The sequence below is a fragment of the Bordetella trematum genome (assembly GCF_900078335.1).
GTDB classification, from domain to species: Bacteria; Pseudomonadota; Gammaproteobacteria; order Burkholderiales; family Burkholderiaceae_B; genus Bordetella; species Bordetella trematum.
In genome coordinates this window covers 24,102-41,084 of the sequence record NZ_FKBR01000033.1, presented here as the reverse complement: position 1 = coordinate 41,084, position 16,983 = coordinate 24,102, and the positions used below count along the sequence as shown (strand labels likewise).

The 16,983-nt window shown below is 66.3% G+C and carries 14 protein-coding genes; 6 read left to right on the top strand and 8 right to left on the bottom strand.

The features are described from left to right. Positions 1-48 precede the first annotated feature (48 nt). From A7V84_RS13270 to A7V84_RS13260, 3 genes are all read right to left on the bottom strand, one after another. Entirely contained in the window at positions 49-1,146 is a 1,098-nt protein-coding gene (locus tag A7V84_RS13270; RefSeq protein WP_025515412.1) for an amino acid ABC transporter permease, read from the bottom strand. A 1-nt stretch (position 1,147) separates the two neighbouring features. Further along, positions 1,148-2,338, bottom strand: a complete 1,191-nt coding sequence (locus A7V84_RS13265) for an amino acid ABC transporter permease (protein ID WP_025515410.1) — start codon at positions 2,336-2,338, stop codon at positions 1,148-1,150. A gap of 114 nt (positions 2,339-2,452) precedes the next feature. Then, complete coding sequence (locus tag A7V84_RS13260) at positions 2,453-3,469, bottom strand: amino acid ABC transporter substrate-binding protein (protein ID WP_025515408.1); 1,017 nt, start codon at positions 3,467-3,469, stop codon at positions 2,453-2,455. A 251-nt stretch (positions 3,470-3,720) separates the two neighbouring features. Between A7V84_RS13260 and A7V84_RS13255 the strand changes: the two genes are divergently transcribed. The 3 genes from A7V84_RS13255 (at position 3,721) to cheD (ending at position 6,147) form a co-directional block, all read left to right on the top strand. After that, positions 3,721-4,392, top strand: coding sequence for a cell division ATP-binding protein FtsE (locus A7V84_RS13255; RefSeq protein ID WP_025515407.1), 672 nt, complete (start codon positions 3,721-3,723; stop codon positions 4,390-4,392). Continuing rightward, positions 4,389-5,297, top strand: coding sequence for a cell division protein FtsX (locus tag A7V84_RS13250; protein WP_025515404.1), 909 nt, complete (start codon positions 4,389-4,391; stop codon positions 5,295-5,297). Before A7V84_RS13255 ends, A7V84_RS13250 begins: the two co-directional genes overlap by 4 nt. Positions 5,298-5,469: 172 nt before the next feature. Then, positions 5,470-6,147 (top strand): chemoreceptor glutamine deamidase CheD, encoded by a 678-nt coding sequence (gene cheD / locus A7V84_RS13245; protein WP_025515402.1) that lies wholly within the window; start codon positions 5,470-5,472, stop codon positions 6,145-6,147. A gap of 47 nt (positions 6,148-6,194) precedes the next feature. On the opposite strand, the gene A7V84_RS13240 is transcribed toward cheD, so the two are convergent. Further along, complete coding sequence (locus A7V84_RS13240) at positions 6,195-9,782, bottom strand: indolepyruvate ferredoxin oxidoreductase family protein (protein WP_063491597.1); 3,588 nt, start codon at positions 9,780-9,782, stop codon at positions 6,195-6,197. 161 nt (positions 9,783-9,943) lie between these two features. Between A7V84_RS13240 and mutY the strand changes: the two genes are divergently transcribed. Continuing rightward, a complete protein-coding gene (gene mutY, locus A7V84_RS13235) occupies positions 9,944-11,017 on the top strand; it encodes an A/G-specific adenine glycosylase (protein ID WP_063491598.1) in 1,074 nt (357 codons plus the stop codon). Between the two features lie 6 nt (positions 11,018-11,023). Here mutY and A7V84_RS13230 read toward each other — a convergent pair whose 3' ends face one another. The 3 genes from A7V84_RS13230 to A7V84_RS13220 are packed head-to-tail and all read right to left on the bottom strand — an operon-like array spanning position 11,024 to position 14,496. Then, positions 11,024-11,977 carry a Bug family tripartite tricarboxylate transporter substrate binding protein gene (locus A7V84_RS13230; RefSeq protein WP_025515391.1) on the bottom strand — a complete coding sequence of 318 codons (954 nt, stop codon included), beginning with the start codon at positions 11,975-11,977 and terminating at the stop codon, positions 11,024-11,026. A gap of 33 nt (positions 11,978-12,010) precedes the next feature. Then, entirely contained in the window at positions 12,011-12,766 is a 756-nt protein-coding gene (locus A7V84_RS13225) for a 3-oxoacyl-ACP reductase (protein ID WP_063491599.1), read from the bottom strand. Continuing rightward, positions 12,763-14,496, bottom strand: a complete 1,734-nt coding sequence (locus A7V84_RS13220) for an acetolactate synthase catalytic subunit (protein ID WP_063491600.1) — start codon at positions 14,494-14,496, stop codon at positions 12,763-12,765. Before A7V84_RS13220 ends, A7V84_RS13225 begins: the two co-directional genes overlap by 4 nt. A gap of 132 nt (positions 14,497-14,628) precedes the next feature. Between A7V84_RS13220 and A7V84_RS13215 the strand changes: the two genes are divergently transcribed. After that, a complete protein-coding gene (locus A7V84_RS13215) occupies positions 14,629-15,309 on the top strand; it encodes a GntR family transcriptional regulator (RefSeq protein ID WP_025515386.1) in 681 nt (226 codons plus the stop codon). On the opposite strand, the gene A7V84_RS13210 is transcribed toward A7V84_RS13215, so the two are convergent. After that, a complete protein-coding gene (locus A7V84_RS13210; RefSeq protein WP_025515384.1) occupies positions 15,306-16,115 on the bottom strand; it encodes a helix-turn-helix transcriptional regulator in 810 nt (269 codons plus the stop codon). The genes A7V84_RS13215 and A7V84_RS13210 overlap by 4 nt on opposite strands. Before the next feature lie 85 nt (positions 16,116-16,200). On the opposite strand from A7V84_RS13210, the gene A7V84_RS13205 reads away from it, so the two are divergent. Continuing rightward, positions 16,201-16,971 (top strand): class I SAM-dependent methyltransferase, encoded by a 771-nt coding sequence (locus A7V84_RS13205; protein ID WP_025515383.1) that lies wholly within the window; start codon positions 16,201-16,203, stop codon positions 16,969-16,971. The last annotated feature ends 12 nt before the right edge of the window (positions 16,972-16,983 follow it).

Here is a 16,983-nt window from a genome sequence, read left to right as displayed (position 1 = left end):
TAGACTCCCGAAAAATTCACCGGCCGCCGCCAGGCGGCCGGCGCATGCTTAGCGTTGATGGCCGGTTGCCAGACGGCGCTCCAGGTTCTGGCTGTAGCGCGACATCGAATAGCAGAAGACGAAGTAGATCAGCGAAATGAAGATGTAGGCTTCGATGCCGAATCCGCGCCATGCCGCATCCGACAGCGCCGCCTTGGCCGCGAGCGTCAGGTCGAAAATGCCGATGATGACCACCAGCGAGGTGTCCTTGAACAAGGAGATGAAGATGCTCACCAGGGGCGGAATCACGATCTTGAGCGCCTGCGGCAGCACGATCTTGCCCATTTTCTGCCAGTAACTCAGGCCGAGCGAATCGGCGCCCTCGTACTGGCCCTTGGGAATCGCCTGCAGGCCACCGCGCACAGTCTCGGCGATGTAGGCGGCGGCGAACATGATGATGGCGATCTGCGCCCGCAGCAGCTTGTCGATCGAGAACCCTTCGGGCAGAAAGAGCGGCAGCATCACCGAGGACATGAACAGCAGGCTGATCAGCGGCACGCCACGGATCAGCTCGATGTAGACCACGCACAGCGCCTTGATTGCCGGCATGTCGGAGCGCCGCCCCAGGGCCAGCAACACGCCGAACGGAAAGGCGAAGGCAATGCCGAAGGTCGACAGAATCAGGGTCAGCGGCAGGCCGCCCCAGCGCGCATTCTCGACATAGGTCAGGCCCAGCACGCCGCCCCACATCAACACCGCCACCACGCTCAGGCCCACCACCCAGATGAGAATGAGCACGGGCCGCCAGAAGCGCCGCATGCCGCTCATGATGATGACGGCAATCAGCACGAACATCGCGATCAGCGGACGCCATTGCTCGTCGTAGGGATAGGTGCCGAACAGGATCAGGCGATGCTTCTCGACGATGAAGGCCCAGCAAGCCCCGCCCGAAGCGCGGCAGGTCTGGGCGTCAGGCGCGCTGAAGTCGGCCCGGATGAAGGCCCATTCGACCAGGGCCGGCACCAGCATGATGAGCAGCCATGCCAGCAGCACCGTGGCCAGAACGGACAGCGGCGACGAGAACAGGCGCGTCTTCAGCCAGGCCCAGGGGCCGGTATGTTGCCGCGGAGGCAGATCGTCGCGATCGGTTTGCGTTGCGGGGCTCATCTCAACGCTCCACCAGCGCGATGCGCTTGTTGTACCAATTCATGAATATCGAGATCGACAGGCTGACCGTCAGGTAGGCCGCCATGATGATCAGGATGCCCTCGATCGCCTGCCCGGTCTGGTTCAGGGTGGTGTTGACCACGGAGACGATATCCGGGTAGCCGATGGCCACGGCCAGCGAGCTGTTCTTGGTGAGGTTGAGATACTGGCTGGTCATGGGCGGAATGATCACCCGCAGGGCCTGCGGCAGCACCACCAGGCGCAGCACCAGCGGGCGGCGCAGCCCCAAGGCGCCGGCAGCCTCCCACTGGCCGCTGTTGACGGCCTGGATGCCCGAACGCACCACCTCGGCGATGAAGGCCGAGGTGTAGATCACCAGCCCCGCCAGCAGCGCGGCGAACTCCGGCGTGAGAGTCAGGCCGCCCTGGAAATTGAAGCCCTTGAGCTGGGGCATGTCGAGCGACAGCGAGGCGCCGCTCAGCAACCAGCCGGCCACCGGCAACGCGATCAGCAGACCGATGGCCGCGCGCCCCAGCGGGAAGACCTTGCCGGTGTCGTGCTGACGCTTGCGCGACCAATGGCCCAGCACCAGGATGGCCACGATGGCCAGCCCCAGGCCAAGCAGCATGGCGTCCAGCGAGCCGCCCTCCAGGCCTGGCACCTTGATGCCCCGGTTGGAGATGAACACCCCCGGCAGCGGGTTGTGCGCCTGGCGCGGCCCGGGCATGTTCTCGGTGATCAGGGCGTACCAGAAGAACAGCTGCAGCAGCAGCGGCACGTTGCGCATGACTTCGACATAGATCGAGGTCAGCCGCGCCACCAGCCAGTTCTTGGACAGCCGCCCGATGCCGATCACGATGCCCAGCAGGGTCGCCAGCACGATGCCGATCACGGCTACGCGCAAGGTGTTCAGCAGGCCCACCATGATGGCGCGGCCATAGGTGTCGGCGGGGCTGTAGGGGATCAGGCTTTCGCCGATCGCAAAACCGGCCTCGCGATCGAGAAAGCCGAAGCCGGTGGAGATGTTGCGCACGGCCAGGTTGTGCAAGGTGTTGGACACCAGGAACCAGGCGCCCAGCGCGACCAGGGCCAGCGCAACCACCTGGTAGATCACCGAGCGCAGCCCGGGATCATTCCAGCTCAGGCGGCGCCGCGGCGTTCCGGCAGGCGCGTTCTTCTGGGTTGTCGTCATAGGATACTTCTGCTGATAACGGATTCCAGGCGGCACAGAACGCACCGCCCACTGCCACCCGCTGCACACGGATGCGGCCGGGCGCAGGTCGCGCCCGGCCGGTCTGTCCGGCGCTTAGCGCACCGGCCAGCCGTACATCAGGCCGCCCTGCTTGTACGACGCGTTCAGGCCACGATCCAGCTTCATGGGGCTGTTCTTGCCCAGGGTGGACTCGAAACTTTCACCATAGTTGCCGACCTGCTTGACGATGTTATACGCCCACTTGTCGTCAACGCCCAGGTTTTTGCCCATGCCCGGAGTTACGCCAAGGATGCGCTGCACGTTGGGATTGGCGCTCTTGGTCATTTCGTCGACGTTCTTCGAGGTCAGGCCATACTCTTCGGCTTCGAGCATGGCGTTGAGCGCCCAGCGCACCACGTTGAACCACTGCTCATCGCCCTGGCGCACCATGGGGCCCAGCGGCTCCTTGGAGAAATCCTCGGGCAGGATGATGTAGTTGTCGGGATTCTCGAGCGTGGTCCGGGTGGAGGCCAGCTGCGATTTGTCAGTGGTGAAGGCATCACAGCGCCCGGCCGAGAATGCGCGCACGATTTCATCGTACTTGTCGATCACCACCGGCTTGAACTCGATCTTGTTGCCGCGGAACCAGTCGGCCAGGTTGAGTTCGGTGGTGGTGCCCGGCTGCACGCAGATGGTGGCGCCGTCGAGCTCCTTGGCGCTCTTGACCCCGAGGTCCTTGTTGACCATCACGCCCTGGCTGTCGTAGTAGTTCACGCCCACGCCGATCAGGCCGAGGGTGGTGTCGCGCGACAGCGTGACGGTGGTGTTGCGCGTCAGGACGTCGACCTCGCCCGACTGCAGGGCGGTAAAGCGCTGCTGGGTATTGAGCGGCGTCACCTTGAATTTACTGGCGTCGCCGAACATGGTGGCCGCCACGGCGCGACACATGTCGACGTCCAGGCCCTTCCATTCACCTTTGCTGTCTGCGATCGAAAAGCCGGGGATGCCTGTGGACACCCCACACTGTACGTATCCTTTTTTCTTGACGTTATCGAACGTGGCTCCAGCCTGTGCAGCAGAACCTGCGGCAAACAGGGCGGCGCCCAGGACGGCCAATTTCAGTGCTTTCATGGTGATCTCCTGGTAAGGACAACATGGAAACGCCAGCCTGTTGAGCCAACGCACATCGTCGGATGGTAGCGTTTGGTCAAACCCGGAGACATGCGGGATATCCCTTTCCGACATGATGCAATCTGCACGCCCGGCTCTCGGAAATCCAGGCCCGACCCGGGGGGTTTCCCCAGGGTCGCCCGGCGAGCCTGAACGGCTTATCAATCGATCAACCTCGGAGTTACTATTGTGGATTCTCCCGCCTGCACGCCATGATCGAATTCCAGCACGTATTCAAATCCTATGGACGCGGCCGCAATATCCTGGCCGACATCAATTTCCGCGTCGAGGCCGGAGAATTCGTATTCGTCTCCGGCCCATCCGGCGCGGGCAAGTCCACGCTCCTGAAGCTGATTGCCGGCCTTGAACCGCCCAGCCGGGGCTCCATCCAGGTGCACGGCCAGCGGCTCGACAAGCTGCCGGCGCGCGCGCGCCCTTATCTGCGCCGCGCCGTCAGCGTCATTCTCCAGGACACGCACCTGCTGTATGACCGCAGCGCGCTGGCCAACGTCATGCTGCCCCTGTCGGTCGTCGGCCAGGCCAGCGACGCAGCCGCCGCGCGAGCGCGCGCCGCCCTCGACAAGGTCGGGCTGACCGGCAAGGAAGACCTCAACCCGGTCGAGTTGTCCGGCGGCGAACAGCAGCGCCTGGCTATCGCCCGGGCCATCGTCAGTCGCCCGGCCATCCTGATTGCCGACGAACCCACCGCCAACCTGGACGACGATAACGCCCAGCGCATCATGAATGTGTTCCGCGACTTCAACCGCGTCGGCGTCACGACCCTGATCGCCTCGCACGACCAGCAGCTGATGGGCCGCTATACCCGGCGCACCCTGCGCATTGATCACGGCAAATTCCACGACTCCCAGGGAGAGGCAGCATGAAATCCTGGCTGCGGCAACACCACTATGCGTTGAGCATCACGCTGCGCCGGCTGGCCGCCCAACCGTTCTCCTCGCTGGCCAACCTGCTGGTGATGGCGCTGGTGCTGGCGCTGCCGCTGCTGGGCAGCGCCGTGCTGGTATCGGTGCAGCCTCTGGCGCGGCAGGTGTCGATCACCCCCGAACTGACCATCTACGTGCAGCCCACGGCGGCGGCCGGCTCGGCCGCCGCCATCGCCGAACGCATCCAGCAGGATTTCTCCGAGCAGATCGCCGCGGTACGCCACGTGCCGCGCGAACAGGCGCTGCAGACGCTGCGCCAGAACCCGGCCTGGGAAGAAGCGCTGGCGGTACTGCAGGACAACCCTCTGCCCGACGCGGTGGTGGTGACGCTGGCTGACGGCAGCGATCTGGCCGAGCGCGCCGCCGTCCTGGCCGACACCTGGCGCACCTGGCCGGCCGTGGACCAGGTCCAGCTCGACAGCGCGTGGGTCCAGCGCCTGGAAGCCATCCTGCGCTTTGGCCGCCTGGGCCTGGGTTTTCTGGCCATCTGCGTGGCCGTGGTGGTGCTGGCAACGGTGTTCAATACGGTGCGCATGCAGGCCCTGACGCAGCGCGAGGAAATCGCCGTGGCCCGGCTGGTCGGCGCCACCGAGTCCTTCGTGCGCCGGCCCTTCCTCTACCAGGGTGCGCTGTCCGGCGCCCTGGCGGCGCTGCTGGCGATTGGCGCCGCCGCAGCCGCCCTGATACCCCTGAACCACGCCGTGCTGGGCCTGGCGCGCAGCTATGGCGCCGAGTTCGCCCTGCGTCTGCCCGAGCTGCCCGCCCTGGCCGGCGCGGTGCTCGCCGCGGGCCTGCTGGGTGCGCTGTCGGCGCGCTGGTCGGTCACGCGCAGCACGCGCTTCTGAGCGGATCGCGAGCTTTTCCCGGACGAAGCCCTCAGATCCGGCCTGCCCGGGCCGGATCCTTGATCGCCTTCAAGGCAGGGACTGTCCTTACCCGGTAAAATATCGCGAATCATAATAACAATTTGAAACCGATTCCCGGTTTGTTGCGGCCTGGACCCGCGGAGTCTTCCCTATGCCTGCCCGTCTTGATGCGCGCGCCACGCGCCACTACTACGACAGCACGTTCGAACGCGCTGCCGTCAAAGTGCTGCCCAATGAATACTATGTCACCGCCGGCGAGGACCTCATGCTCTCGACGGTACTGGGTTCCTGTGTGGCGGCCTGTCTGCGCGATCCGGTCACGGGTATTGGCGGCATGAACCACTTCATGCTGCCCGAGGGCGACGCCCAGTCGCCGGCATCCGCCACTATGCGCTATGGCGCCTTCGCCATGGAGGTCCTGATCAATGAACTGCTCAAGGCCGGTGCGGCACGCGACCGCCTGGAAGCCAAGGTGTTCGGTGGCGGCTCGGTGCTCAGCGCCATGCAGCAGATGAACATCGGCGAGCGCAACAGCCAGTTCGTGCTGAATTATCTGCAGGCCGAGGGTATCCCGGTGAAGGCCCAGGACCTGGGCGACAACCATGCGCGCCGCATCCACTTCTTTCCACGCGACGGGCGTGTCATGGTACGCAAGATGGCCGCGCACCATGCCCGCGCCGCCGAGGTGATTGCCCATCGCGAGCGCATCGCCGCGCGCAAGGCCGACGACAACTCGCGTTCGGCTCCGCGCGTCGAGCGCTTCGACCGGCCGAAGATGAAGGTGGAGCTCTTCAACCTGCCGCGGCGTCGCACCAGCGCCCCCTCCTGAGCCTGGCATCAGGCCTGGCCGGCGCCCGCGCGGACGCCGGCCGACGTTCACGCCACGCGCAGGTCGCGCTGCGGCGGTGCGTTGAAGTCACGCAGCAGTTGTTCGCGCCGCTGCGCGGCCTGCGCCATCGCCGCCTCCTTGATATGCCCGTAGCCACGGATTTCCTGAGGCACGTTGGCCAGCGCCACCGCTATCTCCAGATTGTCCGGCCTCAACTGGCCTATGACGCTTTCCATGTGCCGGGCATATTCGCGGATCAGCTCGCGCTCGGCGCGGCGCTCGGCCGTATAGCCGAACACATCCAGCGGCGTGCCGCGCAGCACGCGCAGACGCGCCAGCCACGAAAAGACGCGCATCATGCCTGGCCCATAGGCGCGCTTGCGCAGATGGCCCTCGGCATCGCGCCTGGCCGTAAGCGGCGGCGCCAGATGGAAGTTGAGTTTCCAGTCGCCCTCGAACTGCGCCTCGATCTTCGCCAGGAAAGCGCCATCGCTGTACAGGCGCGCCACCTCGTACTCATCCTTGTAGGCCATGAGCTTGAAGTAATTGTGCGCCACCGCCTCGGCCAGCCGCTGCGTGCCGGTGGCAGCGCGCTCGGCCTGAGCCACGCGTTCGACGAGATCGACATAACGTTGCGCGTAGGCGGCGTTCTGATAGGCCGTCAGGACATCGCGGCGCTGTGCGATCAGCCCCGCCAGACCATCTTGCGGCCGTTTCAGATCGACCACCCTGGCGCCGTCGCGACGCAGTTCCAGCACCTCGGCCATCGGCTGCGCCGGCGCGGCGGTCAGGGCCTGGACCGCCTGCAGGTCATGGGCGGCGCGTCGCCCCCATGCAAAGGCGGCCTGGTTATTGGCGACCTGTTGCCCGTTGAGTTCAATGGCACGCAGCAGGGCCGCTTCGCTCAGGGGCAGCCAGCCTTTCTGATAGGCATAGCCCATCATGAGCGGATTGGCATAGATGGCATCGCCCAGCAGCGCCACCGCCAGTTCGGCTGCGTCGAGATGCGCGACCTCGGCACAGGCGCGGCCGAGATCGGCCTGCAGATCGCCGCCAGGCAGGGCCCAGTCGCGGTCATGCACGAACGCCGCCGTGGGCGCCACGTCGGTATTGACCAGCGCGCGCGTGCGCTGCGGGTTCATGCGGGCGACGGCTTCGGCGCTGGTGGCCACCACCAGATCGCCTGCCAGCACCAGATCGGCTTCGCCCATGGCAACGCGGGTATTGAGCAACTCTTCGGCGCTGGGCGCCAGCACTACGTGCGAATAGACCGCGCCGCCCTTCTGCGCCAACCCGGCCATATCGAGCACCGAGCAGCCCCGGCCTTCCAGATGGGAAGCCATGCCGATCAGCTGGCCGATGGTGACCACGCCCGTGCCGCCTACGCCGGCGATGAAGATGCCATAGTGGCCCTGGCCCGCCTGACGTTGCGGCGTCGGCAGGCCGGCAGCGATGTCGCCGTCCTGGGAGAGCGCGCGCGGTTTGCGCAGCTTGCCGCCCTCGACCGTCACGAAGCTGGGGCAGAACCCCTTGAGGCAGGAGTAGTCCTTGTTGCAGCTGGACTGATTGATGGTGCGCTTGCGCCCGAACTCGGTTTCCAGCGGCTCGACCGACAGGCAATGCGATTTCTCGGAGCAATCGCCGCAACCTTCGCAGACCCGCTCGTTGATGACCACGCGGCGGGCCGGATCGGGATAGGCGCCGCGCTTGCGACGGCGGCGCTTCTCGGTGGCGCAGGTCTGGTCGTAGATCAGCACGGAGACCTCGGGCCAGGCACGCAGTTCGCGCATCACCGCATCGAGCTCATCGCGGTGCCGCACCGGTACATTCGGCGCCAGCCCCTGCACGCCCTGATATTTCTCGGGCTCATCGGTGACGATGATGATCTTGCCGATACCCTCGGACTCCAGCTGGCGGGTGATCATGGGCACGCTGATGGGACCATCCACAGGCTGGCCGCCCGTCATGGCCACCGCGTCATTGAAGAGAATCTTGTAGGTGATCGGCACCTTGGCGGCGACCGAGGCGCGGATGGCGAGCAGCCCGGAGTGGTAATAGGTACCGTCGCCCAGGTTGGCGAACACGTGCTTCTCGTCGGTGAAGGGTGCCTGCCCGATCCAGGGCACGCCCTCGCCGCCCATCTGGGTGAACACCTGCGTATTGCGGCCCATCCAGGTCACCATATAGTGACAACCGATGCCGGCCAGCCCGCGTGAGCCCTCCGGCAGGCGGGTCGAGGTGTTGTGCGGGCAGCCCGAGCAAAACCAGGGCTTGCGCTCGACCACCAGACGCGGACGCGCCAGCGCGCGCTCCCGATCGGCGATGAACTTCAGGCGCGCCTCGATGCCGGCGCGCACATCCTCGGGCAAGGTCATGCGCAGCAAGCGCGCCCCCACCGCCTTGGCCACCATGGCCGGCGAGAACTCATAGTGCGCCGGCAACAGCCAGTTGCCTTGCGGCACGGACCATTCGCCACCGTCCTTGTCGTCGAACTTGCCGACCACGCGCGGGATCTTCTTGCCCGTTCCGATCCAGGAAAACAACTCCTCCTTGACCTGATACTCGATGACCTGGCGTTTTTCCTCGATCACCAGCACTTCGTCCAGGCCTTCGGCGAACTGCTGCACGCCCGTGGCCTCCAGCGGCCACACCATGCCCACCTTGAACAGACGCAGACCAATGTGCTGGCAGACCTGCGGCGTCAGGCCCAGGTCGGCCAGGGCCTGACAGGTGTCCAGGTACGCCTTGCCGGACGTGACGATGCCAAAACGCGCGCGATCCTGCGGTACGTGCCACAGCTCGCGGTTCAGGCCGTTGGCGCGCGCATAGGCCAGCGCGGCATAGAGTTTGTAGTCCAGCAGGCGTGCTTCCTGCTGCAGCGGCGTATCCGGCAGGCGGATATTCAGGCCGTCCGGCGGCAGGATGAAATCCTCGGGCAGCTGGATGCGCACCCTTTCGCTATCGACCTCGACGGAGGATGACACCTCGACGATGTCGGTAATGGTCTTGAGCCCCACCCATACCCCGGCATATCGGCTCATGGCCCAGCCGTGCAATCCGAAGTCCAGCACCTCCTGGACACTGGACGGAAACAGCGCCGGGATCATGCAGGCCTTCAGAATGTGATCGCTCTGGTGCGGCAGCGTGGAAGACTTGGCGGGATGGTCATCGCCGGCCACCACCAGCACGCCGCCATGGCGCGAAGTGCCGGCGGCGTTGGCATGCTTGAACACGTCGCCGCAGCGGTCCACCCCGGGCCCCTTGCCGTACCACATGCCGAACACGCCGTCGTAGCGCGCACCGGGAAACAGGTTGACCTGCTGGGAACCCCACACGGCCGTGGCGGCGAGATCCTCGTTCAGGCCCGGCTGGAATTCGATGTGGTGTTCCTTGAGGTACTTGGCGGCCTTCCACATGTTCAGGTCCACCCCGCCGAGGGGGGAACCGCGATAGCCCGAGATGAAGCCGGCCGTGTTCAGGCCGGCCCGCATATCGCGTTCGCGCTGCATCATGGGCAGGCGCACCAGGGCATGGATGCCGCTCATCCAGGCTCGGCCGTTTTGCAGGGTGTATTTGTCGTCCAGGGTGACGGACTGAAGCGCCGCGCGCTGCGCGGGCGTGAGAGGGGCATTCATGTCTACTCCGTTGGTGTGGAAAGCCTGGCACGGACCGCCCGGCTGGGTCCTTTTGAGACCGACGGGCGACGGTGACGGGCGCTTAACGCCTTGTTCTTATCCCTCCCCTTTTACTCTCACCCCGACCCGTCCCGCAATAGGGCGATGCGATAATCGCGTTTATGGAATTTGCCGCTCTCATCGCCGCCTGGCAGACCCGCCACGGCCGCCATCTCCTGCCCTGGCAGAACACCCGCGACCCGTACCGCATCTGGCTGTCGGAGATCATGCTGCAGCAGACCCAGGTCGCCACGGTGATCCCCTATTACGAACGCTTCCTGGCGCGTTTCCCGGATGTGCAGGCGCTGGCGGCCGCCAGCCAGGAAGACGTCATGCCCTACTGGGCCGGGCTGGGCTACTACGCCCGCGCGCGCAATCTGCACCGCTGCGCCCAGGAGGTGGTGGCCCTGTGGGGCGGGCGCTTTCCGGCCCGCGCCGAAGATATCTCGACCCTGCCCGGCATCGGACGCTCGACGGCCGCCGCCATCGCCGCCTTCGCCTACGGCGAGCGCTCGCCCATCATGGATGGCAACGTCAAGCGGGTATTCGCGCGGCATTTCGGCATCGAGGGCGATCCGGCGCGCCGCGCCACCGAGCAGCAGCTCTGGGCGCTGGCCGAAGCCCAGGTCGAGGCCGTGCCCGGGCTCGACATGACGGCCTACACCCAGGGGCTCATGGACCTGGGCGCCACGCTCTGCACCCGGGGCAGGCCCGACTGCGAGCGCTGCCCGGTGCAGGCCACCTGTGTCGCACGCCGCGACGGGCGCCAGCTGGAGCTGCCCACGCCCAAGGCGCGCCGCGCGGTGCCCGAACGCAGCACTGGCATGCTGGTGCTGGATTTCGAGGGGGCCATCCTGCTGCAGCAACGTCCGTCGCCCGGTATCTGGGGCGGCCTGTGGAGCCTGCCCGAGTTCGACCCCGGCCAGGACGCCGCCAGCGCCTCGCGCGCGCTGGGCCTGGAACCCACGGCGCGCTACGAACTGGCCAGCTTCGCCCATACCTTCACCCACTACCGGCTGCACATCCAACCCTGGTACGTACCGGTGCGCCCGGGCGATCTGCGCAGCGCCACCGTGCCCGAACGCTGGGTGCCGGCCGACACGCTGAGCGAGATCGCCCTGCCCGCCCCCGTGAAGAAACTGTTGCTGGGCCTGGCCGAGGCCGGCCTGCCCGGCGACACGGGGCTATTGCGCTGAACGGGCCTACTGGCTCATGCGCGGCAGATTGGCGGCCTTGATCGCCTTGCCCATCTGCCCGTGCGTCTGCTCGGCCAGCTTGAGATAGTCCGCGCCCGACAGCCAGACGGGATCAACGCCCATCTGCTTGTAGATCCCCTGCAGGCGCTCCGACTCCACCGCGGCCTGCGCGGCTGCTTCGAGCCGCTGGCGGACCGCCTCCGGAGTGCCCCTGGGCACGGCCAGACCCAGCCAGGAATCGATCTCCACGTCATAGCCTTCCTGCTTGAGCGTCGGCACATCGGGGTACTCCGGCCAGCGCAAGGGGCTGGCCGAGGCCAACAGGCGCAGACGCCCGCTCTTCAGGTAGGGAATGACATCCGAAGGATTCTGGACGATCACCTCAACCTGCCCGCCCAGCAGGGCAGCCACCGTCTCGCTCCCAGACTTGTAGGCCACCTGTTCGAACTTGCCCCCGCTGACCCGCCCCAGATCGAACATGGCGAGATTGTTCGGGGCGGAGGGCGCGCCGAAAAAGATGCCCGGCCCGGCCTTGGCCGCCGCCACCAGATCATCGATGGTCTGGTAAGGAGAATCCGCCCGCACCACCACGCCGTAGCGATAGCGGCCATAGGCGGCGACAAAATCGAAACTATCGGTGTCGTACGGCACGTCCATCAGATGCGGCATGATGGCGATCGACGAGAGCGTCACCACGCCCACGTTATAGCCATCGGCAGGCTGTTTGGTGACATAGGCCGGACCGATGGTCCCCAGGGCTCCGGGCCGATTGAACACCACCACCGGCTTGCCCAGCTCGGCCTCCATGGCGCGCGCCACTTCGCGGCTTGCGACATCGGTATTGCCGCCTGCGCCGTAGTTCACGGTCAGGGTGATCTCACGGTCCGGCCAGGCCCAGGCTGGCGCCGCAAGCACGGCCAGGCTGGCCGACACGGCAGCCAGCAACATGCGGTATTTCATGGTTGTCTCCTCGGATTTTCTTAAGGGGCGGCCTCAAGGCATGTAGAAGCCGCCGTTGATATCGAGAATGGCCCCGTTGATGAAGCCGGCTTCCTCCGCCGCCAGAAACACCATCGCGGCGGCCACTTCTTCCGGAGTGCCGAGACGGCGCACCGGAATTTGTGCGGCATAACGCTGATTGACCTCGTGACCGGCCTGCTGGGCCATCTCGGTCAGGATGCGGCCCGGGGCCACAGCGTTGGCCGTCACGCCCCAGGGCCCCATTTCGGTGGCGATGGCCCGGGTCAGGCCTATCAACCCCGCCTTGGACGCCATATAGCTGCCGCCCGCCACCAACGACTTGGTCCGTCCCGCCAGGGAAGCCACGTTGACGATGCGCCCGAAGCCCTGCTCGCACATGCCGGGCAGCACCAACTGGCACAGGCGCAGGACGGCGGTCAGGTTCACCTCCAGCACCTGGGCCCATTCCTGCGGCGTGATCTGCAGGATGCCGGCCGAACTGCCATCGGCGAGCTTGGGCGAGACGCCTGCGTTGTTGATCAGCACCGATACGGGCCCCCATTGATGCGCCAGCGTTGCGACCAGTTCCTGCATGGCCGCGCCGTCGCAGACGTCAGCGGCAGCGCACAGCAGCTCGGGCCTGACGCCGCCCAGGATGCCGGGGTCCACGCCTTCGCGGCTGACGGCCGCGACCCGGTAACCCTTGGCCAGCAGCAGGCGCGCCGTTTCCAGGCCGATGCCACGCCCGGCGCCCGTCACCAGGGCGACACGTTGAGCCGTTGCCGTCATACCTGGTTCGCCGTAAAGAAGGTGATGGGGGGGAAGGCATTTTCATCGCAGATGACCTCGATGAGCGTGGTCGTCTCGGCTTGCCGCGCCTGGGCCAGCGCCTGGGGCAGCTGGGCCGGATCGGTCACGCGCACGCCCGCGCAGCCGCAGGCCTGGGCGATGGAGGCATGATCGACGTCGTGAAAATGCACGGCCGACGTATGCGCGCCGAACTTGACGTTCTCGGCATGCTTCTGGAAGCCCAGAATGCCGTTATTGATGACCACCAGGGTGACCTTGATCTCCATGCGCCTGGCCGTCTCCAGCTCGGACCAGACATGCCCGAAGCCACCGTCGCCCACGACGCACACGACATGCGCCTGCGGCCGGGCCACCTTGGCGCCCATGGCCATCGGGAAGCCCCAACCCAGGCCAGCCAGCCCGCGGGGGGTAATGAAACGCTGGCCGACACGGCGCGCCCGCAGATAGTTGGCGATCCAGATCGAGGAGTAGCTGGCATCCGCCACCACGATGCTGTCGCCATCGATGCAGCGGTCGATCTCGGCCATCAGGCGTTCGGGCCGGATGGGCGCAGCCGACGATTCGCGCCAGCTCGCCGAGCCGGCCCAGGATTCGCGACGTCCCTTGGCAATCCGCTCCTGCACCTCGGCGCGCCGCCGGCTGGCGCCCGACAGGTCGCGCGCGGCCATGGCCTGGCTCAGGGCCAGCAGCGTTTCGCGCGCATCGCCGGCCAGGCGCAGCGCTTCGTAGTTGCGGCCGATTTCGGCGCCATCGACATCAATATGGATGTAGCGGGCCGAAGACGGATACAGCTTCCAGGAATCGGTGGCGTTCTGGTTAGTGCGCGTGCCGACCAGCAGGATGACGTCGGCCTCGGACACCAGGGGACGCAATTCGCGCGTGGCGCTGCCCGGCCCCATGAAGTAGCCCACCACGCCCAGCGACAGGGGATGGTTTTCATCCACGCTGCCTTTGCCCATCACGGTGGTGGCCACCGGCAGATGGGCGGCTTCCTGCAAGCCGGCCAGCGCCTCGCTGGCGCCCGAAATATGCACGCCGCCGCCCGCGATCACAAGCGGACGGCTGGCGCTGGCCAGCAACTCGGCGGCGGCCTCGATCGCCTGCGGCGCCGCCACCGAACGATCCAGCGGGAACACCCCCAGCGAAGCCTGGCGCTCGCCGCAGCGTACCGCGGCCTCGTTGAGCAGATCGGCGGGCAACATCAGGGCCACCGGTCCCGGGCGACCCGAACAGGCGATGGCGAATGCCTGATCGATGTAGTCCTCGACCCGCGACGCCTCGGTAACCCGGCGCACCCACTTCGTGCAGGAGGCAAACAGCGCCTGATGATCGAACTCCTGGAAGGCGTTCTTGTCGGTCTGGTCGCGATTGACGTCCTGCACCAGGGCGATCACGGGTATCGAGACCTTCAGCGCCTCGGCCAGCGGCGCCACCAGCAGGGTCGCCGCCGGGCCGTTCTGCGCCGTCACCACGGCCGGCTTGCCCGTGATGCGCGCGTACCCGTCGGCCATGTAGCCGCCGGCATTCTCGCTGCGGTAGGCGATCTGGGTCAGGCCCAGGGCTTCGCAGGCCAGGTGCAGCATGCTCGGCAGGCTCTGGCCGAAAACGTGCGTTACGCCATGGCGGATCAACGCCCGGGCGATGACATGCGCCACGGTGTCATGAAGAACCAGGCCGGGTGCGGCCAGCGGTTGCAGGGTTTGGGACATCTCAGCTCCTTTGTATTTTATAAAATATAAAAAGTTTGCATTGACACCGTCAAGACTTTTATTTTTTATAAAATCAGGAGAAGACAATTCCGGCCCGGGTAGAATCCGGCCATTGCAGCCCAGGACCCCAGGATGAGCATCCAATTGGCGCCGATGCAGCGGGAAAACATGACCGCCCGCATCTATCGGGAAATCAAACAGAAAATCATGATGGGCGAGCTACGCCCCGGCGAGACGATCACGCTGCGCTCCATCACGGAAAGCCTGGGCGTGAGCCAGACCCCCGTGCGCGAAGCCCTGTTGCAGCTGGTGTCAGAGCATGCCCTGGCCCCCAGCCCCGGCAAATCCGTCAAGGTGCCGGAGCTGACCGAAGCCCAATTGCTGGAGCTTCGCGCCATCCGCCTGGAGCTCGAGTCCTTCGCCACCCGCCGCGCAGTGCCCCTGGCCACCCCCGCCCTGGTCGAGACGCTGCGCGAGATTCATGCGCAACTGATGGAAAGCCGTCGCCAGCAGGCCATGGCGCCGGTATTGGCACGCAACTTCGATTTCCACTTTGCGCTGTACCGGGCCGCCCAGATGCCCCAGCTGGTTTCCATGATTGAAAACCTCTGGGTGCAAACCGCCTCATACCTGTCGTATGTCTATACGCCGCCCTTTCCGACGCTGCCGGGACGGCACCCCCACGAGGCCATCATCGAAGCCGTGCAGGCCCGCGACGTCGAGGCCGCCCTGCGGGAGATACGCCGCGACATCGAAGGCCATGGCGAGTACCTGATGCGCTATCTCACCGAGCACCAGCTGCTGCACCGTTAATCCGTCTCGCGCAGCAGCATCACCAGTTTGAGTTCCGGGTGGGTCGCCAGCCGGAACGTGACCTGCTGGAACAGCAGGCGGCCGCGGCGTGGATGCTGGAACTCGCGCAGGCCGCCTTCCCGTTCGACCACCGCGTGGCGGGTCCACCAGTGGGCGAAGACCGCGCTGTCGCGGTTGAGCGCATCCAGCAACAGGCGCACGTCGGGCTCGTCCAGGTGCGCCCCGGCATCGGCGCGGAACTCGGCCACCACGCGCCGCGCGCGTTGCTCCCAATCGACCACCAGGTCGCGCGCGGCCGGATCCAGGAAAATGTAGCGCAGCAGGTTGGGCTCGGGTTCACGCTGCGGCCAATGATCAAACAGTTCCTGCATGGCCGGGTTGCTGGCCAGCACATTCCAGGCACGGTCCAGCACGTAGGCCGGCGCAGCGATGGCGTCGACGCACTCCTGCAGCAGCAGCCCGGCCGCGCCGGCCGGCTCATCGCGCGGATGCTGCGGATCGGCGCATTCGGCCAGCTCGAACAGATAGGCGCGCTCGGCGCGCGCCAGCTGCAACACATTGGCGATGCGCGACCAGACCGCCGGCGAAACCGACACCTCGCGGCCCTGCTCGATCCAGGTATACCAGGTGACGCTGATGTCGGAGAGCTGCGCCACCTCCTCGCGGCGCAGCCCGGGCGTGCGCCGGCGCGAGCCGGCCGGCAGGCCCGCCATCTGCGGGGTGATGCGCGAACGCGCGCTGCGCACGAACTCGCCCAGGTTCTGGCGCCGCAGGGTCGCGCCCTGCCCTCGGGTGGCACTATTCATACCAGGATCGACTATGGCCTTGTACGGGTACTGTGGATTGCCTATCTTAGCGGACATTCCTCTTACCCTTGCGACAGGAGTCCGCATGACCACCCCCAGCCACGACGACGCCGTACAGCGTCAATTCAGCCCTCGCGCCGAGGCCTATCTGACCAGCGCGGTGCATGCCCAGGGGGAGGATCTGCGCCAGATGGCCGAGATTGCCTCGGCCCATCCCCAGGCCCGGGTGCTCGACATGGGTTGCGGCGGCGGCCATGTGAGCTTCCATATCGCGCCCCTGGTGGCCGAAGTGACGGCCTACGACCTCTCCAACGCCATGCTGGAGGTGGTGGCCGCCGAAGCCGCCAAGCGCGGCCTGAGCAATCTGCGCACCTGTCAGGGCAAGGCCGAGAGCCTGCCGTTCGCCGATGCGTCCTTCGATCTGGTCATGTGCCGCTACTCCACCCATCACTGGGAAGACGCTGGCATGGGGCTGCGCGAAGCGCGCCGCGTGCTCAAGCCGGGCGGCGTGGCGGTATTCGCCGATGTCGTCTCGCCGGGCGAAGCCTTGCTCGATACCTGGTTGCAGACCATCGAGATCCTGCGCGACACCTCGCACGTGCGCGATTACTCCCAGGCCGAATGGCTGACCCTGCTGTCGGACGCCGGCTTCACGGTCCAGAGCATGACGCTGCGACGCCTGGCGCTGCAGTTCGACACCTGGGTCAAGCGCATGCAGACGCCGGAACCGCTGGTGCAGGCCCTGCGCGACATGACTGCCATCGCGCCGCAACCGGTCAGGCGCCACTTCGCCATCCAGGAAGACAGCTCGTTCAGCAGCGACACGGCCGTATTCGTCGTGAACAAGGCGGCCTGAAACGGCGGCCCG

Bases quoted from the DNA above. Each gene is read 5' to 3' on its own strand.
- A7V84_RS13270 (WP_025515412.1), bottom strand. From the start codon at position 1,146: ATGAGCCCCGCAACGCAAACCGATCGCGACGATCTGCCTCCGCGGCAA.
- A7V84_RS13240 (WP_063491597.1), bottom strand. From the start codon at position 9,782: ATGAATGCCCCTCTCACGCCCGCGCAGCGCGCGGCGCTTCAGTCCGTC.
- mutY (WP_063491598.1), top strand. From the start codon at position 9,944: ATGGAATTTGCCGCTCTCATCGCCGCCTGGCAGACCCGCCACGGCCGC.
- A7V84_RS13250 (WP_025515404.1), top strand. From the start codon at position 4,389: ATGAAATCCTGGCTGCGGCAACACCACTATGCGTTGAGCATCACGCTG.
- A7V84_RS13225 (WP_063491599.1), bottom strand. From the start codon at position 12,766: ATGACGGCAACGGCTCAACGTGTCGCCCTGGTGACGGGCGCCGGGCGT.
- A7V84_RS13265 (WP_025515410.1), bottom strand. From the start codon at position 2,338: ATGACGACAACCCAGAAGAACGCGCCTGCCGGAACGCCGCGGCGCCGC.
- A7V84_RS13210 (WP_025515384.1), bottom strand. From the start codon at position 16,115: ATGAATAGTGCCACCCGAGGGCAGGGCGCGACCCTGCGGCGCCAGAAC.
- A7V84_RS13215 (WP_025515386.1), top strand. From the start codon at position 14,629: ATGAGCATCCAATTGGCGCCGATGCAGCGGGAAAACATGACCGCCCGC.
- A7V84_RS13255 (WP_025515407.1), top strand. From the start codon at position 3,721: ATGATCGAATTCCAGCACGTATTCAAATCCTATGGACGCGGCCGCAAT.
- cheD (WP_025515402.1), top strand. From the start codon at position 5,470: ATGCCTGCCCGTCTTGATGCGCGCGCCACGCGCCACTACTACGACAGC.
- A7V84_RS13205 (WP_025515383.1), top strand. From the start codon at position 16,201: ATGACCACCCCCAGCCACGACGACGCCGTACAGCGTCAATTCAGCCCT.
- A7V84_RS13260 (WP_025515408.1), bottom strand. From the start codon at position 3,469: ATGAAAGCACTGAAATTGGCCGTCCTGGGCGCCGCCCTGTTTGCCGCA.
- A7V84_RS13220 (WP_063491600.1), bottom strand. From the start codon at position 14,496: ATGTCCCAAACCCTGCAACCGCTGGCCGCACCCGGCCTGGTTCTTCAT.
- A7V84_RS13230 (WP_025515391.1), bottom strand. From the start codon at position 11,977: ATGAAATACCGCATGTTGCTGGCTGCCGTGTCGGCCAGCCTGGCCGTG.